Source organism: Nonomuraea mangrovi (genome assembly GCF_042681425.1).
Classification (GTDB): Bacteria; Actinomycetota; Actinomycetes; order Streptosporangiales; family Streptosporangiaceae; genus Nonomuraea; species Nonomuraea mangrovi.
In genome coordinates this window covers 178,073-198,339 of sequence record NZ_JBHUFV010000007.1, presented here as the reverse complement: position 1 = coordinate 198,339, position 20,267 = coordinate 178,073, and the positions used below count along the sequence as shown (strand labels likewise).

The 20,267-nt window shown below is 70.7% G+C and carries 19 protein-coding genes; 7 read left to right on the top strand and 12 right to left on the bottom strand.

The window, feature by feature from the left end:
* Window positions 1-165: 165 nt before the first annotated feature.
* Complete coding sequence (locus ACFSKW_RS06375; protein ID WP_379570139.1) at window positions 166-1,617, top strand: hypothetical protein; 1,452 nt, start codon at window positions 166-168, stop codon at window positions 1,615-1,617.
* 125 nt (window positions 1,618-1,742) lie between these two features.
* Here the strand turns inward: ACFSKW_RS06375 and ACFSKW_RS06370 are convergent, their stop codons facing one another.
* Window positions 1,743-3,149 (bottom strand): aminotransferase-like domain-containing protein, encoded by a 1,407-nt coding sequence (locus ACFSKW_RS06370; protein ID WP_379570137.1) that lies wholly within the window; start codon window positions 3,147-3,149, stop codon window positions 1,743-1,745.
* Here ACFSKW_RS06370 and ACFSKW_RS06365 point away from each other — a divergent pair.
* Window positions 3,148-4,437, top strand: coding sequence for an MFS transporter (locus tag ACFSKW_RS06365; RefSeq protein ID WP_379570135.1), 1,290 nt, complete (start codon window positions 3,148-3,150; stop codon window positions 4,435-4,437). The genes ACFSKW_RS06370 and ACFSKW_RS06365 overlap by 2 nt on opposite strands.
* Window positions 4,438-4,534: 97 nt before the next feature.
* Here ACFSKW_RS06365 and ACFSKW_RS06360 read toward each other — a convergent pair whose 3' ends face one another.
* The gene (locus ACFSKW_RS06360) at window positions 4,535-7,645 is read right to left on the bottom strand and encodes a bifunctional cytochrome P450/NADPH--P450 reductase (RefSeq protein WP_379570133.1); all 3,111 of its coding nucleotides are present in this window, start codon (window positions 7,643-7,645) and stop codon (window positions 4,535-4,537) included.
* 52 nt (window positions 7,646-7,697) lie between these two features.
* Between ACFSKW_RS06360 and ACFSKW_RS06355 the strand changes: the two genes are divergently transcribed.
* Entirely contained in the window at window positions 7,698-8,282 is a 585-nt protein-coding gene (locus ACFSKW_RS06355) for a TetR/AcrR family transcriptional regulator (RefSeq protein WP_379570131.1), read from the top strand.
* 7 nt (window positions 8,283-8,289) lie between these two features.
* Here the strand turns inward: ACFSKW_RS06355 and ACFSKW_RS06350 are convergent, their stop codons facing one another.
* From ACFSKW_RS06350 to ACFSKW_RS06315, 8 genes are read right to left on the bottom strand one after another with little or no spacing between them, the layout of a single operon-like run.
* Window positions 8,290-9,282, bottom strand: a complete 993-nt coding sequence (locus ACFSKW_RS06350; protein WP_379570129.1) for a CU044_5270 family protein — start codon at window positions 9,280-9,282, stop codon at window positions 8,290-8,292.
* Window positions 9,282-9,872: an RNA polymerase sigma factor gene (locus ACFSKW_RS06345; RefSeq protein ID WP_379570127.1), complete on the bottom strand. Its 591-nt coding sequence runs from the start codon at window positions 9,870-9,872 to the stop codon at window positions 9,282-9,284. Before ACFSKW_RS06345 ends, ACFSKW_RS06350 begins: the two co-directional genes overlap by 1 nt.
* A gap of 53 nt (window positions 9,873-9,925) precedes the next feature.
* Window positions 9,926-10,054, bottom strand: coding sequence for a hypothetical protein (locus tag ACFSKW_RS06340; protein ID WP_379570125.1), 129 nt, complete (start codon window positions 10,052-10,054; stop codon window positions 9,926-9,928).
* Window positions 10,055-10,109: 55 nt separating this feature from the next.
* Window positions 10,110-11,042 carry a dihydrodipicolinate synthase family protein gene (locus ACFSKW_RS06335; protein WP_379570123.1) on the bottom strand — a complete coding sequence of 311 codons (933 nt, stop codon included), beginning with the start codon at window positions 11,040-11,042 and terminating at the stop codon, window positions 10,110-10,112.
* A complete protein-coding gene (locus tag ACFSKW_RS06330) occupies window positions 11,039-12,028 on the bottom strand; it encodes an ABC transporter ATP-binding protein (protein WP_379570121.1) in 990 nt (329 codons plus the stop codon). The genes ACFSKW_RS06335 and ACFSKW_RS06330 overlap by 4 nt, the downstream gene beginning before the upstream one ends.
* Window positions 12,021-13,955, bottom strand: coding sequence for a dipeptide/oligopeptide/nickel ABC transporter permease/ATP-binding protein (locus ACFSKW_RS06325; protein ID WP_379570119.1), 1,935 nt, complete (start codon window positions 13,953-13,955; stop codon window positions 12,021-12,023). The genes ACFSKW_RS06330 and ACFSKW_RS06325 overlap by 8 nt, the downstream gene beginning before the upstream one ends.
* Window positions 13,952-14,911, bottom strand: a complete 960-nt coding sequence (locus tag ACFSKW_RS06320) for an ABC transporter permease (RefSeq protein ID WP_379570117.1) — start codon at window positions 14,909-14,911, stop codon at window positions 13,952-13,954. Before ACFSKW_RS06320 ends, ACFSKW_RS06325 begins: the two co-directional genes overlap by 4 nt.
* Before the next feature lie 6 nt (window positions 14,912-14,917).
* Window positions 14,918-16,525: an ABC transporter substrate-binding protein gene (locus tag ACFSKW_RS06315; protein ID WP_379570115.1), complete on the bottom strand. Its 1,608-nt coding sequence runs from the start codon at window positions 16,523-16,525 to the stop codon at window positions 14,918-14,920.
* A 139-nt stretch (window positions 16,526-16,664) separates the two neighbouring features.
* On the opposite strand from ACFSKW_RS06315, the gene ACFSKW_RS06310 reads away from it, so the two are divergent.
* Window positions 16,665-17,381, top strand: coding sequence for a FadR/GntR family transcriptional regulator (locus ACFSKW_RS06310; RefSeq protein WP_379570113.1), 717 nt, complete (start codon window positions 16,665-16,667; stop codon window positions 17,379-17,381).
* A gap of 67 nt (window positions 17,382-17,448) precedes the next feature.
* Here the strand turns inward: ACFSKW_RS06310 and ACFSKW_RS06305 are convergent, their stop codons facing one another.
* Window positions 17,449-17,880: a nuclear transport factor 2 family protein gene (locus tag ACFSKW_RS06305; protein WP_379570111.1), complete on the bottom strand. Its 432-nt coding sequence runs from the start codon at window positions 17,878-17,880 to the stop codon at window positions 17,449-17,451.
* A gap of 118 nt (window positions 17,881-17,998) precedes the next feature.
* Here ACFSKW_RS06305 and ACFSKW_RS06300 point away from each other — a divergent pair, with 118 nt between their 5' ends.
* Together ACFSKW_RS06300 and ACFSKW_RS06295 are read left to right on the top strand one after the other, a co-directional pair.
* Window positions 17,999-18,487: a nucleoside deaminase gene (locus ACFSKW_RS06300; protein ID WP_379570110.1), complete on the top strand. Its 489-nt coding sequence runs from the start codon at window positions 17,999-18,001 to the stop codon at window positions 18,485-18,487.
* Window positions 18,484-19,116 carry a DsbA family oxidoreductase gene (locus ACFSKW_RS06295; protein WP_379570108.1) on the top strand — a complete coding sequence of 211 codons (633 nt, stop codon included), beginning with the start codon at window positions 18,484-18,486 and terminating at the stop codon, window positions 19,114-19,116. The genes ACFSKW_RS06300 and ACFSKW_RS06295 overlap by 4 nt, the downstream gene beginning before the upstream one ends.
* Before the next feature lie 153 nt (window positions 19,117-19,269).
* Here the strand turns inward: ACFSKW_RS06295 and ACFSKW_RS06290 are convergent, their stop codons facing one another.
* A complete protein-coding gene (locus tag ACFSKW_RS06290) occupies window positions 19,270-19,401 on the bottom strand; it encodes a hypothetical protein (protein ID WP_379570106.1) in 132 nt (43 codons plus the stop codon).
* Window positions 19,402-19,409: 8 nt separating this feature from the next.
* Between ACFSKW_RS06290 and ppk2 the strand changes: the two genes are divergently transcribed.
* Window positions 19,410-20,207: a polyphosphate kinase 2 gene (gene ppk2 / locus ACFSKW_RS06285; RefSeq protein WP_379570104.1), complete on the top strand. Its 798-nt coding sequence runs from the start codon at window positions 19,410-19,412 to the stop codon at window positions 20,205-20,207.
* Window positions 20,208-20,267: the final 60 nt, after the last annotated feature.

Below are 20,267 nucleotides of genomic sequence, written 5' to 3'. Positions count from 1 at the left end.
TTGGACAAGTACAAGGAGACGTCGCGGGGTGGTCTGGCGGTCAACGTCATCGAATGCTGACCGTCGGATGATCCGGCGGTCCTGAGACGGCCACAAGTCAGATACCAGTGGGACTCCAGTGACGCCGCGTACGTTGTGCCCTTCTCGCTAGAAAGGCACAACCCCATGAAGAGGACAGCGTTGCTGCTGGGCGTACTCTTGCTCGGCGGGCTGCTGGCTCCCCCTGCCGTGGCCGCGCCGGCCGTCGACGTGACGGTCACCAAGGTCAACGCCACCCCCTCGAAGCGCTCCGGCGCCTGCCCCACCACGCTCGGCTTCTCGGCGACCTTGGCCGCCAAGGGCCGCGGAACCGTTCGCTATCGCTGGGTGCGTGGCGACGGGTCCAAGGGAGCGATCAGGAGCTTCACGGTCAGCGGTGGCCGGAAGGTCGTGGTCAGGGACCGGCTGACGTTCGAGGAGTCCGTGACGGGCTGGCAGGCCGTCGAGGTCCTCGGCCGCGCAGGCCTGTCGCGCAAGGCCCACTTCAGCGTCCGCTGCGACGGCCCGGCCCAACTGTACGACGCGACCCACCTGCTTCCCGCTCGCGCGAGCGGGCCGCTCGTCGCCGCCGCGGACGTGGACGTCACGCCGCCGGCCTACAACGGCGTCTGCCCGGCGATCGTGCGCTTCACCGGCACCGTCCAGGTGTCCAGGACTCCGGCCCGCGTGGCGTACCGGTGGGTCGACAGCGCTCAGGGGGAGGGGCCCGTGGAGTACCTCGATTTCCCCGCGGGCGGCCCTCGCCTCAGGCAGGTCACGCTGCCGCTCACCGTGGGCAGCTCCACCAGCGGATGGAAGGCCATCCAGGTGACGGCAGGGCACGACTCGGGCCGCGCCGCCTACCAGGTGACCTGCACGGGCGTCTCGCCGGAGCCCGGGCCAGGCTCCACCCCCCGTCCCACGCAGTCCACCCCAGGCCCGAAGCCGACGGAGCCGCCGAAGCCGAAGCCCGTGGTCACCATCCCGGAGATGTCTCCCGGCGACTACGAGGGCACCTGCACGGCGCCCGTCCAGTACAACGCCTGGGGCCACCTCCAACTGCCTGGCGGACCCGCGGTCACGATCACCTACTGGTGGATCCTGGACGGCACGCCCTGGAAGAAGCAGCAGGTCGACATCCCGGCCGACAACGGCACGCGCGTCCAGTACGTACTCGGCACGTTCTCGCTGGGCGACCAGCAGTCCGGGACCCACACCCTCGGGCTCATGGTCGAAGGCGGGCCATCCGAGCCCGCCGAGCGGACGTTCGTCCTCAAGTGCCTGGCCGAGTCCCCGGCCGTCGCCGTGCGCATCGACAAGATCGACCACTACGTCAGCTACCCCGACCCCGGCTGCGCCGAGTCGCCGCGGGTCGCGGTGGACGTGACGCTGACCCTGGACCGCGCCGGTGAGGTGGAGTACCGCTGGACTGTCGGCGGGCGCTCCTTCGAGCTCAAGAAGGCCCTCGGCAAGGGGACGACCAGGATCGTCGGCGGGACGCATCAGGTGGCCGTCAGCGGCACCGCCCGCTTCGAGGTGCTCAACCACAACAAGCCGGTGAAGGAGATCTCCTACACCGTGAAGTGCCCGCCGAAGTAGCCGGGACCTGCCGGCGCCCCTGCCCGAAGGGCGGGGGCGCCTTCCCTGTGGGCTGGGCCTGACCTGCTCGGCGTCCGGGCGACGTGATCACGCCGCCCGGACCATCGCGTCGCAGGACCCGTCCTTCACGACCCGTCGCGGACCGCGGCGCCGAGGCGGCGGGCGCCCTCGACCAGTTCGGCGGTGTCGGCGGCGGCCGCGAAGCCGAGCCGCAGGTAGGCGCCAGGCGGTTCGGCGGGGAAGTAGCGGCCGCCGGCGTTGACGGCCACGCCGTAGGCGCGGGCGGCGTCGGCCATCACGGCGTCCTGGCTTCCCTGCGGGAGCTCGACCCACAGGTGGAGCCCGCCCGAGGGGAACCCGGTCAGCGTCCATTCGGGGACCTCGCGGGCGAGTGCGTCGGCGAGCACCGCGCAGCGCTCCCGCAGCGCCGCCGACAGCTCCCGCAGGTGCCGGTCCCACGCAGGGGTGCTCACCAGCTCGACGGCCGCCTCCTGCAGGGGCCGGGTGACGAAGAAGTCGTCGACGAACCGCATGCCCTGCAGCCGCCGCATGACAGGGCCCCTGGCGATCACCGCGCCGATGCGCAGGCTCGGCGACGCGGGCTTGGTCAGCGACGTGACGTGCACCACCGTGCCGTCGCGATCGTCGGCCACCAGCGGGCGCGGCACCTGCCTGCTGTGGCCGAGGTGCCTGGCGAAGTCGTCCTCGATGAGGAAGGCGCCGGCGGCGCGGGCCACGTCGACGACCTGGCCGCGCCTGGCGGGCGCGAGCACGGTGCCGGTCGGATTGTGGAACGTCGGCTGGCAGTACAGCAGGCGGGCGCCCGTCATGGCGAACGCGTCGGCCAGCAGGTCGGGCCGGATGCCCTCGTCGTCCATGGGGACGGGCACGGGACGCAGCCCAGCCGCTCTCGCCGCGGCCAGCGCGCCGGGGTAGGTGGGCGACTCCATCAGGACAGGGCTGCCGGGTGCGGCGATCGCCCTGAACAGCATCGACAGGGCGCCCTGCCCGCCTCCGGTGATGAGGACGTCGTCGGGGTTCACCCCGCCGCCCGCCGGCCTGGCGAAGATCGCGCGAAGCGGGGCGAGCCCTGCCGTCGGCGCGCGGTGCCACGCGTCGGGGCGGCGCGCGGCCCGCGCCAGCGCGGCGCCCAGCGCCCTGGTCGGCTGGAGCGACTCGTGCAGGTAGCCGCCCGCCATCGCGATCCCACCCTCGGGAAGGGGCTGGACGGCCTCGGCGGCGTTGGCCGTGTCGAAGTCGCGTCCGGCCAGCGCCACCGCCTGCCAGGACATGTCGGGCAGCTCGCCTGTTCCCCTGCCGGAGCGGTGGGCCACGTAGGTGCCGCTGCCCGGGCGGGTGACCACGGCGCCCTCGGCGGCCAGCGCGGCGATCGCCCTGGCGACGGTGCCGGGGCCGACCTTGAAGCGCTGGGTCAGCTCCCTGCTGGTCGGCAGGCGGTCGCCCGGCGACAGCCCGGCCAGCAGCCCGCGCAGGCTGGTGACCAGATCGGCGGAAGTGCTACTGTCTGACATGGAACCACATGGTAGCGCTTCTACAGGTAGACCAGAACCGCTGCTGGAGCGCAGCCTCTGGCGGGACCGCGACTTCCTCACCTTCTGGATCGGCGAGACCGTGTCGCTGCTCGGCGCCCAGGTGACGAACCTGGCGTTACCGCTCGCCGCCATCCTCGCCTTCGACGCCACCGACGAGCAGGTGGGGATCCTGCGTTTCCTCCAGCTGGCCCCTTACCTCGGGCTCGCCCTGCTGATCGGAGTGTGGAGCGACAGGGCCAGGCGCAAGCCGCTCATGCTCGCCGCCAACCTCGCCAGGATGACCCTGCTCGCCCTCGTGGTGCTTCTGTACTGGTGGCAGGCGCTGAACCTGGTCACGCTGATGGTCATCGCGTGCGCCATCGGCGTCGCGTCGGTCGTGTTCGACGTGAGCTGGATGTCCTACGTGCCGGTCCTGGTCAGGAGCCCGAAACGCTACGTGGAGGCAGGCGCGAAGATGAGCATCAGCTCCTCCGCCGCCGACGTGGCGGGTCCCGGCGTCGCGGGCATGCTGGTCTCCGCCCTGACCGCGCCGGTGGCGCTGGTCGTGGACGCCTTCTCCTACGCCCTCTCGGTGGTCTCGCTGCTGCTGATCCGCACGCCCGAGCCCCGGCCGCGCCCCGCCGCCAGGCGGCACGCGCTGACCGAGTTGCGCGACGGCCTGCGCTGGGTGTTCGGCGACCGGGTGCTGCGCGCGCTGGCGCTCATCGGCTTCTGCTGCAACTTCTCCATGGTCACCGTGTGGACGATGTTCCTCCTGTACGGCACGCGCGACCTGCACCTGTCCTCCACGACCCTCGGCGGCGTCTTCGCCATGGCCTCGGTCGGCGGCCTCGTCGGCGCGGCGATCTCGGGCAGGGTCATCGGCCGGTTCCCGATCGGCCGCGTCTACCTGGTCGCCCAGTCGGCCCTGCTTCTCGGTCCTGCGCTGATCGTGCCGGCCGCCGGACCGGAGCCGGTGATGATCGGGATGTTCGTGCTGTCCTTCTTCACCACCTACCTCGGGCTCGGCGTCGCGGGCGTCATCATCGTCAGCCTGCGCCAGGCCCTCACCCCTCAGTCGATGATGGGGCGGATGACGGCGGTGTTCAGAACGCTGCTGTTCGGCGGCGGGGCGCTCGGCGGGCTGTCGGCGGGACTGCTGGCCGGGCACGTCGGAGCCAGGGCCGCGCTGACCATGGCCGCGGCCGGCTCGGCCCTCGTCGTCGTCGGGCTCGTCGCCTCCCCCGTCACCAGGCTGCGCGCGCTGCCGTCCGCGACGGAGGAGTGATCCGCGAGAGGAAGCCGGCCCCGTGGCGGTCGGCCTGTGGTCGTGCGAGGCCGGCCGCGGGACGACCGGCCACCACGTGCGGGCCGCCTGTCCCGGATCAGGCGAACACGTCCTGCTGGTAGCGGCCCTGCCGCTCGAGTCCGGCCAGCCAGGCCTCGCCGTCCGCGCCCGTCTTCTCGCGGTGGATCTCCAGCAGCGCCCGCCGTACGGCAGGCGCCATGCGCAGCCCGTCACCGCAGACGTAGACGTGCGCGCCCCGCTGGAGCAGTTCCCACACCGCGTCGGCCTGCGCCGCGACGGCGTCCTGGACGAAGCGGTAGGGGTGGCCGGGTACGGCCGAGAACGCGGTGTGCAGGCGCACCCCCTCGGCCGCCGCCCACGCCTCCACCTCCTGCCGGTACAGCAGGTCATGGTCGGGGTGGCGGCAGCCGGTGAACACCTCGGCCCTGCCGGCGGCCCCGGTCAGGGCCCGCTGCTCCAGGAACCCGCGCAGCGGCGCGAACCCCGTCCCTGGACCGACCAGGATGACCGGCGTGCTCGGGTCCTCCGGCAGCCTGAACGGCGGCGCGGGCACCCTGATGTAGCCGTAGAAGACCTCGCCCTCGGCCAGCCCCGCCAGGTAGGCCGAGCACATGCCGCGGTAGGCGCCGCTGCCGGACCACGCGGGTCCCTCCACCAGGCCGACGGTGATCCGCACCCGGCCCGGCTCGGCCAGCGGCGAGGAGGAGATCGAGTAGTAGCGCGGCCTGATCGGCCCCGCGAGTTCCAGGAACACCGCCAGCGGCAGCTCCACCGCGGGGAAGCGCTCCAGCAGCGTGAGCACCGACAGCCGCTTGGCGAGCACCTCGTCGGCGTAGGTGGCCGACAGCTCGGCCAGCTGTCCCGTGGTCCATGGGCAGGCGGTGTGGGCGGCCAGCGCGTCCAGGTCGGCGCGCGTGGCCACCTCCTGCAGTTCGGCGAACTCGGTGAGCAGCAGGCCGGCCGTCACCGGCGTGTCCACGGGCAGGTGGGTGGGGCCGTGCGCGCGCAGCCTGACGACCTGGTCCCTCGGCACCCGCAGGGTGCGCAGCGCCCACTCGACGAGCTCGGGGTCGTTCTTGGCGAACACCGCCAGGTGGTCGCCCGGCTCGTAGGCGACGCCCTCGGGCAGTTCGGCGACGATCGAGCGCACGCCGGGCCGCGGCTGCTCGACGGAGAAGTCCCACAGCCCCTCGGGGTCGCCGGTCAGCTCCTTGTTGACGACGACCTTCAGCGGCACCGCCCTGGCCGACACGACGGCGGGCCTGACCTCCGCCTCGGTGAGCACGTCCATCTCGTAGCGCTGTCCCGCGTCGGCGGCCGACGCGCTGTACTCCTCGGCCATCGCCGCCCACAGCTTCGCCGTCCAGGTCGACACGTCGCCGTCGAAGTCGCCGTCCGCGTCCGCCTCGCCCCGCTCGACGAGCGGAACGGCGCCGGCCGCGGTGAGCTTGCCGAAGGCGCGGCGCGGGAAGTCCTGATAGGTGGGCCACTGGGTGTTGCCGCAGCCGAGCAGCGCCAGCCGTACCCCGGACAGGTCGGGCAGCTCCTCCAGCGCGTCGAAGCGCTGGGCGTTGTCGGGCGCCTTGCCGTTGTAGGACGAGGCGATCACCAGCAGCAGGCCCTCGGCGGGCGGCTGGAGCTCGTCCAGCGTCGTCAGCGTGACGCTGAAGCCCGACCGGCCCGCCCGCTCGGCGAATCGTTCGGCGAGGTCCTGGCAGGTGCCGAGGTTCGAACCGTAGGCGACGGTGAGCGGCACGCCGGTGACCGCGACGTCCTGCTGCTCGGCCTGCTCGACGGGTTGCGCGACGGCCGCGGCGCGCTCGTGTGCCCTGCGCTCACGGACCCTGATCGTGAACTCGTCAGGCTTGAGAGTGAGCGTCTGCTTGATCTTCATCCGGTAGACGGAGGGGTCGGAGATCGCGAAGCGGCGCAGGATCATCGCCAGCGCGAGCCGTGCCTCGGTCAGCGCGAACTGGCGCCCGATGCAGGCCCGCTCGCCGTTGCCGAACGGCTTGTAGCCGCCCGGGTGGTGCTGTGCCTTCTGCTCGGGCAGCCAGCGGTCGATGTCGAACTCGTCCGGCCGCTCCCACGCCTTCGGGTTCCTGTGCAGCGGCGGCAGGAGCACGACGACCGGCTGGTCCTTGGCCACGGGGTAGCCGCCGATGCTGTCGTCGGCGAAGGCGTTCACGGCGAACGCGGGGATGGGGGACCAGATCCTCAGCGTCTCCTCCAGGATCCGCGGGATCACGTCCAGCTTCATGACGGTCTCGTAGGAGGGCGGCTCGTCGCCGGGCAGCAGCCTGTCCACCTCGTCGTACGCCAGGGCCAGCGCGTGCGGGTCGCGCAGCAGGTTGTACAGGGCGAACGACAGCAGGCCGCTGGTCGTCTCGTGTCCCGCGATGAGGAAGGTGAGCACCTGGTTCCGGATGTTCTCGTCCGACAGCCGCTCGCCGCTCTTCGGGTCGGAGGCCTCCAGCATGAGGCCGAGCAGGTCCTTGGCGCCGCCCGCTCCCGTGGACCGGCGCTGCCTGATCACGTCGTCGACGAGGTCGCGCATGACCTTGATGTCGTGCTGGTAGGCCTCCTCGTTCTTGCGCTTGAGCTTGGTGACGAAGGGAAGCTGCCGGTTGCGGTGCATGGCCTCGGTCAGCGCGCCGCCCATCGCCCGCAGGAACGGGTGCAGCTCGGGGGAGTCGAAGGAGTTGAACCGGTAGCCGAACCCGGTCAGCGAGATGACGTCCAGCGTGAGCCTGGTCATGTCGTCCGGCACGTGCAGGTCCTCGCCCTGGCGCCGGCTCCATGAGGCGATGAGCTGCTCGGCCACCTCGAGCATCTGCGGGTAGTAGGCCTTCATCGAGCGCTGGCTGAACGCGGGCATCAGGATGCGGTGCGCGTGGCCCCAGACCGGCTCGTCGTGCCTGGCGGTGAACAGTCCGTCGCCGGCGAAGTCGCGCACGATCGACAGCGGAGGGTTGATGCCCTTGTAGAAGCGGGTCTCGTCGCACACCTCCGCCACCAGATCGGGGTCGTGGACGAACACGACCCTGCGGCCGACGAGGTCGAGCTGGAAGATGCCCTCGTCGTACCTGCCTGCCATCTCTTCCAGGAACAGGATGGGGGCTCGGCTCGGCATCTGCAGCGTGTTGCCGAGCAGCGGCAGTCCTTGCGGGGCGGGAATCGCCTTCATGAGTGCTCCATGCGTAGCCATACACCGTATGGCTGACGCTACCATACGCTGTATGGCAGTGAGCGCACGGAGGGGCACGCCCCTGACGGTCGAGGAGATCAGGTCCACCGCACTCCGGCTGATCGAGGCGGGCGGCGTGGAGTCCCTGTCGATGCGCAAGCTCGCCGCCGAGCTCGACGTCAACCCGATGTCGCTCTATCACCACGTGGCGAACAAGACGGAGCTCATCAGGGAGGTCTGCCTCGGCAACGTCGCCCCGTTCCTCGGCCTGCCGCCCGATGACGGCAGGCCGTGGCAGGACCAGCTCCGCGCGCTCGCCCACGCCTATCGCAGGCTGGCCCGCACCCAGCCCGCCCTGTGGACGTACGTGCACAACCATCCTGAGGTCATCGAGCCGAAGGAGGGCGGACTGTGGGACGTGCTGTTCAGGATCATGCCCGCGGCGGGCGTGCCGGAGGACAAGCGGTGGCGGACCGCGGACGTGCTGCACGGGTTCGTCTCCGGACTCCTGCTGGCCGAGACGCTCGGGCACATCTCCGCCGACCAGGCGGACGAGACCTACGAGACCGCCATCGAGATGATCATCAGGGGCCTCCCGGAGCATCGCATGGCCGATCCCGCTCCCGAAGGCCCCTGAGGCTTCGCTAGGGGCGGTCGCCCGGCTTGTCGACGACCCCGACCCCGAGCTGCGCGGTCCATCCCATGATGGAGCCCGGCTTCACCAGGCCGATCCCCTGGTTGTGGTACTGCTCCGTGAGCGTCTCGCTGTAGGTTCCGAGGAACCTGAAATCCTCCGAGCTCAGAATGATCTCGAGGCGCTCCGTCTCCCCCGCGAAGGCGAAGGCGACCCCGCCGCGGCCCGCCGCGTCGACGGCGTCCTGCTTGAGCGTCACCCCCTCGATCATCGGCAACGCGCGGAACAGCGCGGCACGCGCCTCGGGCGTGAGCGGCTCCTGGCTCATGAGGTTGAGGATCGCCTGGAACACCAGCTGCTGCTTGGAGGCGTCGCCCCCGAACGGGGACGCAGGGGCCTTCTCGACGATCTCCGTCACCTTCGCGAGCACCCCCTCGGGAGTGACGGGCTCCTGGGCGAGGTCGGCGCCCGAGACGCGGGGGACGTCCTCCACGACGTCTTCGAAGTCCTGGACGATCTGCTCGATGGCGATCTTGCCCGTCTCGTCGATGTACGCCGTCTGCCTGCCGTCCAGGCTGTCCCAGCCTTCCACGGTCTCGCGCTTGATCGGATCCATCTCGGGCCGCGGCTCGGAGATCTGTGTGGCGCGCGTGATCTTCCAGTAGCGCCACTGGCCCGGCGAGGGAACGACACCGTCGGGGTCGGCCTCGGAGGCCTCGGCTGCCCGCTCGCCGAGTTCCTGGACGCTGGCGACGGTGACGGTGGCGGGATGGTCGGCGCCGCGCACGACGGTCATGCCCCCGGCGATCGCCACCGCCGCCGCGGCGGCGAGGCCGAGCCGCCACGCCAGGCGCGGCCGTCTGCGCCGCTTCACCGAGGCCGGCGCAGGTGCCAGTGCCAGGGCCGGATCGCGCATCTCCCTCAGCAGCCGGCTGCGGGCCGCGTCCTCCGCCTCACGCGTCATCACCGGCGTGGATCCGCGGAACTGTCTGATCTCGTCCATCACGCGACCTCTCTCGTCGGATCGGCGCCCCCGAGGGCGGCCCTGGTCTTCCTGCGCGCCCTGTGCAGACGCGAGCGGACCGTGCCGATCGGCACGCCGAGCGCCTGAGCCACCTCCTCGTAGGCCAGGTCCTCCCAGGCCACGAGCAACAGCACGTCACGATCGCCCTGGGACAGGCCCGCCAGCGCCCCCGCGATGCGGCGGTCCTCCTCCTGCGCGGCGACGCGGCCGATGACCGTGTCGGCCATCGGCTCGGGTAGCGGGTCCATTCCTGTACGGCTCAGCGCGCGAAGGAAGCGCTCCTCGTCGCGCCGATGCCTGGCCATGAGGGTGGTCGCGATGCCGTACAGCCACGGCCTGGCCAGCGGCTGCGTGACGTCGTAGGCCGCGCGGCGGCGGAAGGCGATCAGGAAGGTCTCGGCCGCGATGTCGTCGGCCACCTGGGTGCCGAGTCGCCTGGCGACGTAGCGGTGGATCTGCCGGACATAGCGGTCGAACAGCGTCGCGAACTGTTCGGGGTCGTCATGGGACCGGCGGATCAGCTCGGCGTCGTCCGCCTCGACCGTCTCCGCCGGTGGTGTTCGTGTCATGCCTGCTGTCTCCCGATGGAAGCGATCGGGTTCTCACAGCAGAACATTGTGTGTCAGGCGGGGGTGATGACCGGACTCTCCTGCCGCCTGAGGCGGGCCGTGCAGTACACGCCGACCAGCGAGATCGTGATGAGCAGGCCCGCGACGGTCGTACCACTCGATCGAGGTGCCGAGGTCCTCATGCCCTGAACGGGGCCCTCGCCGACGCCGTGGCGGCCGAGATCCGCCGCCGGCGGCCTACAGCAGGCCGGCCGCGGCCAGGAGCATGCCGATCTGGGCGACCTCGTCGTCGTTCAGGGGGACCTGCGGCAGGGCGGTGGCCGGGCAGTCGATGACCCCCCGCAGATGCAGCGCCGCCTTGAAGGCGCCCAGGCCGGAGGAGCTGCCGCCCATGCGCGCGCCGCCCACCTGGATGATCTCGAAGAGGCGGACCAGCCGCTCCTGCTCCTTCCTGGCCGCCTCCCAGTCTCCTCGCGCCGCCGACCCGAACAACCGGACGTAGCCGTGCGGGTCCACGTTGCCCAGCCCCGGCACCACGCCGTCGGCGCCCATCCACAGCGCCGAGTCGACGGTCACCTCGGAGCCGGTCAGCACGCTGAACGGCGCCTTCCTGCCCATGATGACCTGGCGCAGGCCGCCGTCGTCACCGCTGGAGTCCTTCACTCCCGCCAGCGCGCCCTCGTCCGCCAACTCCAGCAACAACGACGCGCTCAGCTTGGTGTGCACGGAGACCGGCAGGTCATAGGCATAGACCGGTACCTCCGCCGCGTCCGCGATCATCCGGAAATGGGTGCGGATCTCGGTGGGATGGGTGCGCGTGTAGAACGGCGCCGTGGCCACCACCCCTGCCGCGCCCGCCTCGACGGCCACACGGACGTGTTCGAGCACCCGTGGTGTGGTCATGTCGATCACTCCGGCCAGCACGGGCACCTGCCCGCCCACGTGCCCCGTCACCGTGTCGAGCACGACCTTGCGCTGCGCGTCCGGCAGGTAGGCGACCTCCGACGAGGAGCCGAGCACGAACAGGGCGTCCACCCCGCCCGCGAGGAGATGGTCGACCAGCCGGGTGAGCGAGGCGGTGTCCACCTGATGATCGGGGGTCAAGGGGGTGCACACCGGGGGGATCACCCCGGTCAATGTCGCGGACCCGGCGATATCGGATGTCGTCATGCGCGCTCCTGGATCAGTTCGAGGTCGGTCGCTCCCGCCGCCACCGGGTGGTGGCAGTGGAACAGGTGGTCGTCATCGCTTCGAGCGGCGGGCCACGCGGCCCCGCACACCTCGTCCGCCCGCCAGCAGCGGGTGCGGAAGGGGCAGCCGCTCGGCGGCCTGGTCGCCGACGGCACCGAGCCGACCAGCGGAATCGGGTTGATCGGCGAGATCAGTCCCGGCGTGGCCGAGAACAACGCCCTGGTGTACGGATGCCGCGCCCGCAGGGGTACGGCATGGGCGGGCGTCTGCTCGACGATCCTGCCGAGGTACATGGTGACCACGCGGTCGCTCATCCTGCGCACCGTCTGGATGTCGTGCGAGACGAACACCAGCGCCAGCCCGAGGCGTTCCTTCAGGTCGAGCAGCAGGTTGAGTATCTGCGCCCGCACCGACACGTCGAGCGCGCTGGTGGGCTCGTCGGCGATGAGCAGCGTGGGCTCGAGGGCGAGCGCCCTGGCCACGGCCACACGCTGGCGCTGCCCGCCGGACAGCTGGCTGGGCAGCACGTCGGCGACGCTCGCGGGCAGGCCGACCAGGTCGAGCAGCTCCCGCACGCGGGCGTCGCGCTCGGCAGGGGTGCCGCGCCTGTGCACGTCGAGCGGGTCGCGCAGCACCTGCCTGATCGGCAGCCGCCGGTTCAGCGCCGTGGAAGGGTCCTGGAAGATCATCCCGATGCTGGAGCCGACCAGTGCCCGCCGCTCCGACTCCTTCAGCGACCACAGATCCCTGCCGAGGAAGGAGGCCGTCCCCGACGTGGGCCGCTGCAGCCCGACCAGCACCTTGGCCAGCGTCGACTTGCCGCAGCCCGACTCGCCCACGACGCCCACGGTCTCGCCGCGGCCGATGGTCAGGTCGGCGGCGGTCAGCGCGTGGACGCGATCGCGGGAGAACACTCCGCCCGAGCGCGCCTTGTGCACGACGTGCACGTCCTTCAGCTCAAGCATGTCGCTCACTTCCCACGAGGACGACCGCCGGATGGTGGCAGGCCACGGTGTGCAGGCCGGCGTCGCCCTCCAGCGCCGGGGCTTCGGTCCTGCACACCTGCGTGGCCATCGGGCAGCGATCGGCGAACCGGCATCCTGCGGGGAAGTCGGCGGGCGAGGGGACCACGCCGCGGATCTGCGTGAGCCGCTCGGCCCCCGACTCCAGCGACAGCACCGAGCCGAGCAGGCCGCGCGCGTAGTGGTGGGCGGGCGCGGCCACCAGGGTCGCGGTCGCCCCCGCCTCGACGATCTGCCCGCCGTACATGACGACCACCCGGTCGGTGACGTCGGCGACCAGCGCGAGGTCGTGCGAGACGAGGATGAGCGCGAAGCCCAGCTCCTCCCTCAGCTTCAACAGCAGCTCGATGACCTGCGCCTGGACGGTCACATCGAGCGCGGTGGTGGGCTCGTCGGCGACGATCAGCTTGGGGTCGCGTGACAGCGCCATCGCGATGAGCACCCGCTGCCGCTGGCCGCCGGACAGCTCGTGTGGGTAGGAGGAGAGGGTCCTGCGCGCGTCCAGGCCGACCAGCTCCAGCAATGCGGCGGGCGAGCGGCGGCCGCCACGGCGGGTGACCTGCTTGAGCTGGGCCTTGATGGTCATGGCCGGGTTCAGCGACGACAGCGCGTCCTGGTAGATCATCGCCATGTCGTGGCCGAGCAGCCGCCTGCGCGAGGTTCGTGACATCGTCAGGAGCGGCCTGCCGTCGAAGACGATCTCGCCGTTGACGCGTGCGTTGCGCGGTTGCAGGCCCATGACGGTCAGCGCCGTGAGCGACTTGCCGCAGCCCGACTCGCCGACCAGGCCCAGCACCTCGCCACGCCGGACGTCGAAGGAGATGCCGTCGACGATGTCCACGCTCGCGTCGAACGCGATCCGCAGGTCGCGCACGGTCAGGATCGGCGGCCCCTGCGGCAGCGGGCGGGCGCGCTCGGCCAGCCTGAGCGCGGCCTCGGCCAGCCCCGGCAGCTCGGTGATCTGGCCCGTGCCGGGCTCGGCCTGCTCGAAGGCGTCGTCCTTCCTGGTGGACGCCTTGCGGGTGGCGGGGGCGGCCCACGCGTCGGAGATGCCCTCGGACAGGATGTTCAGCGCCAGCACGGTGACGAGGATCAGCAGGCCGGGAAAGACCGTGGCCCACCAGCCGCCGAGCAGCACCAGGTTCTTGCCGTCGGCGATGACGCTTCCCCACGAGGGGTTCGGCGGGCGCACGCCCGCGCCGATGAACGACAGCGACGCCTCGAACACGATCGCGTCGGCCACCATCACCGTGCAGAACACCAGTACGGGCGCCGCGCAGTTGACGGCGACGTGCCTGATGAGGATGTGCGGGGTGCGGGCGCCGATGATCCGTTCGGCGGCCACGTAGTCCTCGCCGTACTGCGCCAGCACGTTGGCCCGCACGACCCTGGCCACCGACGGCATGTAGAGGAAGGCCATCGCCATGACCAGCACGGGGATGCTGCCGCCGAACACGGCCACCAGCACCGCGGCCAGCGCGATTCCTGGAAAGGCCATGATCACGTCGAGCACCCGCATGATCGTCTCGTCGGCCGCCTTCCGGGAGGTGGCGGCGACGGCGCCGATGACGGCGCCGGCCACCAGGGCCAGCGCCGTGGCGCCGAGGCCGATGATCAGCGACCACCGCGCGCCGTACAGGAGCCTGGACAGGATGTCGCGGTTGGCGCTGTCGAGTCCCATCCAGTGCTCGGCGGAGGGGCCGCCGCCGGCGGTCTCCTGGAAGTACGGCGAGTGCGGCGCGATCAGCGGCGCGAGTACGGCCGCCAGTACCACCAGCGCGATGATCGCGACCGCCGCCCACGAGAGCGGCCGCAGCCGCCTGAAACCCACGTCGCGTCCGGACAGGCGGTCCGCCAGTCCTCGTCTCATGAGGTGCTCCTGAGCCGGGGGTTGACCAGCAGGTAGAGGACGTCGACCACGAGGTTGACGACCATGAAGCCGACGGCGATGGTCAGCACCACGCCCTGGACGACCGCGGGGTCGCCGTCGCGCACCGCGTTGATCATGAGCTGGCCCATGCCGGGCAGGCCGTAGATCTGCTCGATGACGACCGTGCCGCCGATGAGGTAGCCGATGCGCAGGCCGAGCACGGTCAGCGGGTTGATCAGGGCGTTACGCAGCACGTTCCTGCCGACCACCACGATCGGCGGGAGCCCGCTGCCGATCGCGGTGCGCACGTAGTCCCTGTCCAGCTCCTCCACCATCGAGGTCCGGATGATGCGGGTGAGCTGGGCGGCCACCGGCAGAGACAGCGACAGGGCGGGCAGCGTCATCGACCGCAGCCAGCCGCTCACGGAGTCGGCGGGATTGATGTAGCCGCCGGTCGGGAACAACCCCTCGCCCACGGCCAGCCACTGGATCATCAGCAGCGCCAGCCAGAACGCCGGGGCCGCCACCCCGACCAGCGACACCATGCGGATCAGCTGGTCGGGCCAGCGGTCCCTGAACAGCGCGCCCGTGACGCCGAACACCAGCGCGAGCACGACCGCCACGGTCAGGCCGAGGAAGGTGAGCTGGAGGGTCAGCGGCAGCGCCGTCGTGACCGACTCGATCACCGGCTTCTTGGTCAGGACGCTGGTGCCCATGTCGCCCTGGAGCAGGTCGGCGACGAAGCGGAGGTAGCGCACGGGCAGCGGGTCGAGCAGGCCGTTCTCCAGCTGGAACTGGCGGATCTGCTCGGCGGTCGGGTTCGCGCCCTGGAAGTAGGCGTACTCCGGCTTGCTGTTGGAGAAGCGCATCACGACGAACACGAACGCGACGACGCCGAGCAGCAACGGGACCAGGATGAGGACCCGCCTGACGAGCATTCTGGCGATGAGGACCATGGCGGCTCAGACGCGCTTGGCCTGGAGCATGTTGATGCCCGGGTACGGCTGCGCGCGGACGCCCGACAGCTTCTTCGGATCCCAGGCGGTCATCAGCTCGGTGTGGACGACGGGGTAGAGCACGGCCTGCTCGGCGATGACGTCCAGGTAGGCGTGGACCGCCTCGGTCTTCTTGGCCTTGTCGGGCTCCTCGGTCGCCTTGTCCATCATCGCGAACAGCGCCTTGGCGTCCTTGCCGCCGTCGTAGTGGGCGTACTTCATCCAGAGCCCGCCGGCCACGTAGTTGTAGCGCATGATCAGGTCGGGGTCCATGCCGAACTGGTTCGGGTTCGAGGCCGCCGCGACCACCTGGTAGTCCTGGAACTGGTCCATCTTGGTGAACAGCGCCGCGGTGTCCTGCGGCTCCAGCGTGGTCTTGACGCCGATGGCCTCCCACGACGAGGCGATGGTGGGCAGGCAGTCGACGATCCAGCTCACGTTGACGGACATGAGGTTGATCGTCAGGTTGGTGACGCCCGCCTCCTTGAGCAGCGCCTTGGCCTTGTCGGGGTCGTAGTCGTAGACGACCGAGGCGCGCTTGTGGTCGGGGTGGCCCTCGTTGAGGAAGGAGCTGGAGGCGGTGCCGTGGCCCTTCAGCGCCACGTCGATCATCTTCTTCTTGTCGATCGCGTAGTGCAGCGCCTGCCGGACGCGGACGTCGTCGAACGGCTTGGTGCCGGTGTTGAACATCAGGAACATGTGGTTCATGCCGGCGCCGCCCTCGACCGTCAGCCCCTGCTGCTTGAGCTGCTCGACGTTGGCGTACGGGATGTTGTCGGCGATCTGCGCCTCCGCCGAGCCGCCGGAGATCTTGGCCACCCTGGCGGCGGCGTCCACGATCGTCAGCCAGTTCATCTTCTTGGCGGTGGCGGGACGCGGCCCGTTGTAGTCGGCGAACGCCTCGAAGGAGGTGTTCGACTTGGGGTTGTGCGCGGTCTGCCGGTATGGCCCCGAGCCGACGGCCTTGCCGCTCTTGGCCGCGTCCCAGGCGCCGGGCTGGCTGAAGACGTGCTTGGGCATGATCTTGGCGATGGTCAGCCTGGGCGCGGCGTCGGGGAACGGGAACTTGAAGACCAGCTCCACGTTGCGGTCGTCGATCTTCTTGACCTCCTGCAGCCAGGACTTGAAGAAGTTGCCGACCAGCACGTTGGCCTCGGGGTCGAGGACCCTCTCGAAGGTGAAGATCACGTCGTCGGCGGTGACCGGCCGGCCGTCGTGCCACTTCGCGCCCTCGCGCAGGGTGAACTTCCACGAGGTGGCGTTCACGTCGGCGGGCAGCGCGGTCGCCAGCGCGGGGTACGGCTCCCGGGTGATCGGGTCGGTGTCGAGCAGGCCTTCGTAGATGTGGCTGATGCCGGCCATCGCGAAGGCGGAGGCGGTCTGCGTCGGGTCCCAGCTCTGGTCGTTGCCGTACCCGATGACAGCGGTGATCAGGTCCTTGTTCGTTCCCGAGCCGACCGAGCCGGTCGAGGCGGGGCCTCCGCTGCAGGCGGAGAGGGTGGCCGCGATGAACGCCGCCGCACCCGTAGCTCCGCTGTAACGCAGGAAGTCGCGGCGGCTGAAATCAGAGCTCACGGATTCCTCCTGGGGGGTAGAACGTGGGACATCCCATGTCCTATGTTTGCGGTAAGTGGACGCTAGATGGCAACCCTGCTTGTGGTCAACACTCGATTTCCGGAATGTTACGCAAGGGCCTATGAGAGAGGAATTCTTCATGACCGCTGTCCCGCGCGCGCGGCTGAGCCGTGCGGTCGAGGCCCAGGAGGGCGTCAAGGACCTCATCCTCAAGCGCGGGCTGGTGGCGGGGGACCCGCTGCCCACCGAGTCGGAGCTCATGGAAGAGCTGAGCGTCAGCCGTAACTCGGTCAGGGAGGCGCTCAAGGCGCTGCAGGCCGTCGGGATCGTCGAGATCCGCCACGGGTTCGGGATGTTCGTGGGCCGGATGTCGCTGTCGGGCCTGGTCGACGAACTGGCCTTCCACAGCCGCATCACCCTGCAGGACGGCAGGAACCACCTGGCCCACCTGGTGGAGATCCGCGAGATCCTCGAGGCGGGCCTGGTCCAGCGGCTCATCGACCTCGGCCCCGAGGCGGACCTGACCTCGGTCGCCGACGTCATCGCCCGCATGGAGGCCGAGGCCGCGGTGGGCGTCGTCTCTCCGGAGACCGACAGGCTCTTCCACGACCTGCTCTACCGGCCGCTCGGGAACCCGCTGGTCAGTCAGTTGCTCGGCGCGTTCTGGGACGTCTACCACCAGCTCCGCGACCGCCTCGGTGCGCCGGACGAGCCCTCGGACGACGTGGCCAGGAGGCACCGCGACATCTACGCGGCCGTGCTGGCCGCCGACAGGACGGCCGCGGACGCGGCGGTCCACGCTCACTTCGACGGGGTCCGGAACCGCCTGGAGCGCATGGACCGCACCACCGCCTGACGGGTCCACCATCCCGCGCCCGCGTCGCGGCACCGCTTCCTGGGCGCGGACGCCGGGATGGTGGGGCTCAGCGGTCGTTCACGGCGAACGCCTGCGCGACGGCCAGGCTGTCCTCGTAGACGTGATGCCGGGTCACCAGGCCGTCCTCGATCGTGAGGTGCAGGGCGAACCGCGAACGGTAGGCCCGCCCCGTCGACCGTGCGGCCTGGCGGATCTCGCCGAGCACGACCGCGTCGTCGCCGTCCACCAGGATCCACTCGATCTCGGTGGCGACCTGCTCGGGCAGGTGGTGCTCACCGAGCTGCCGATAGTGCTCCGCGGCGTCGGCGCGCGAGGACCGGTGGCGGATCCACGGGGTCTCGGCCCTGCCGTGCTCGGCCTCCGGCCAGTCCAGTTTCCAGTCGCAGCCGTCGGCGTACAGCTCGGCGACGCGCTCGGGGTCGCCCGCGCCGATCCTGCGCAGAAGCTCCTCCACCACGGCGCGCGTGGATGCGGTCATGACTGGCCCCCTCCGGTCTGCTCTATCGGGACGCCCATTCTCGCCATGCCAGGCGCGGCACCGCGATTACCCCGGAGGTAGGCGTGCGACCGCGGCACCCTTGGTTTACGATAGCAATATGCATGTACAAGCAATGAATGCCACGAACCCCTCCTGGCTGCCGGCGCGGCTCGCCGAAACCGTCGACCTGGCCACCGTCGAGGTGGAGGCGGGCGGGATTCCGTTCGCAGGCCTCGTCGTCGCGGCCGACGGCACCGTCCTCGGCACCGGCGTCAACCGGGTGCGCGCCCATCGCGACCCCACCGCTCACGCCGAGATCGTCGCCATCCGCGACGCCGCCGGCCGCCACGGGCTGCGCGCCGTCGCCGGCGCCACGCTGCTGGCCTCGGGTGAGCCGTGCCCGCTCTGCTACACCGCCGCACTGTGGTCGGGCATCGGCAGGGTCGTCTTCGCCGCCGACCGGCACGCCGCAGCGGAGGCGGGCTTCGACTACGTCTCGTCCTACAGCCTGTTCGCCGTCCCGACCGAGCAGTGGGACATGCCCGCCGAGCACATGCCGATCCCCGGCGCCGACACCCCCTTCACGATCTGGAGAAACCCCCGATGAGCGTCCACCTGCGAGTCTGGTCCGACTATGTGTGCCCGTTCTGTCTGCTGGCGAAGAAGCCCATCGGCGAGGCCGTCGCGGGGCTGGACGTCGAGGTGGAATGGATGCCGTTCGAGCTGCGCGCCGAGCCGAGCCCGACGCTGCGACCCGAGGGCGACTACCTGCAGAGCGTGTGGCGCAGGGCGGTCTACCCGATGGCGCGCCGGATGGGCGTCGCCATCCATCTACCCGACGTGTCGCCCCAGCCGTACACCAGGCTCGCCTTCGAGGGCTACCAGTACGCCAGGGAGCACGGGCTCGGCGGCGCCTACAACGACCGGCTGCTGCGCGCGTTCTTCCAGGAAGGGCTGGACATCGGGGACGTGGAGGTCCTGACCGGGCTGGCCGCGGAGCTCGGCCTGCCCGCGGCCGACTACCGCGGCGCCCTCACCACCGGCGCGTACGGCGAGGCGCACAGGGCCGCGCTCGCCGAGGCCGGAGCCCACGAGATCACCGTCGTCCCGACCATTCTCATCAACGGGCGCCACCGCGTCGAGGGCGTCCCCGACACCGCGGCGCTGCGCAGGGCGATCGAGGACGCGCTGCCATGGCCACTCACGGGCGCGGCATGCGGGACCGACGGCTGCTGACCTGCGCGGCGCCTGACCGCGTCACACACGGCCGGCGGCAGGATCGGCCCGCCGCTTCTTCTCCCGCGGTCACCTGCCGTCGACGGGCAGGCCCGTGTCCTGTTTGATCGCCTTCATCCTCAGGTGGGAGGTGAGCTGGGCCACTCCCGGCAGTCAGGAGAGCCGGTCGGAGTAGAAGCGCTCGTATGCGGCCAGATCGGCCACCGCCACGCGCAGCAGTAAGTGATGCTGCTCGCCGTGGCGGCCATGACGCTCAGCGCCCGCTGAGGTCGCTCCGTCTACCATCCGAAGGCATGGGACGGGACAGGCTGCCGGGCAAGCTGTACAGGAAAGAGCTCCTCCGCCTGCAGGGCGAGCTGGTGAAACTCCAGGAGTGGGTGCGCGCCGAGGGGCAGCGGGTCGTGGTCATCTTCGAGGGACGCGACGCGGCGGGCAAGGGCGGCACGATCAAGCGGGTGGCCGAGTACCTCAACCCGCGGGTCGCCAGGATCGTCGCGCTGCCCGCGCCCACCGGGCGGGAGCAGTCGCAGTGGTACTTCCAGCGGTACGTGCAGCACCTGCCCGCCGCGGGGGAGATCGTGCTGTTCGATCGCAGCTGGTACAACAGGGCCGGCGTCGAGCGCGTGATGGGCTTCTGCACGCAGGAGGAGTACGCGAGGTTTCTCCATCAGTGTCCGATCTTCGAGCGGTTGCTGGTTGAGGAGGGCATCCTGCTGCGCAAGTACTGGTTCTCGGTGAGCGACGAGGAGCAGGAGCGGCGATTCCACGACCGGCTCGACGACCCGATGCGGCAGTGGAAGCTGTCGGAGATGGACCTGGAGTCGATCACCAGATGGGAGGAGTACTCCAGGGCCAAGGACGAGATGCTCATCCACACCAACATCCCCGAGGCGCCCTGGTACGACGTGGAGAGCGAGGACAAGCGGCGGGCCAGGATCAACATGATCTCCCACCTGCTGTCCACGATCCCCTACGAGCGGGTACGGCGGGCCAGGCTGACGATCCCCGAGCGCCCGCCCTCCACCGGCTACCGTCGCCCGCCGCGCCTGGCCGAGACCCGCGTACCCGATGCGGCCGCCGCACTCGGGTGAGGCGTTGACGCGGCCGCCCCGCGAGACGAGCCTGTGGGCAGGGCGGCCGGGCGGCCGCCG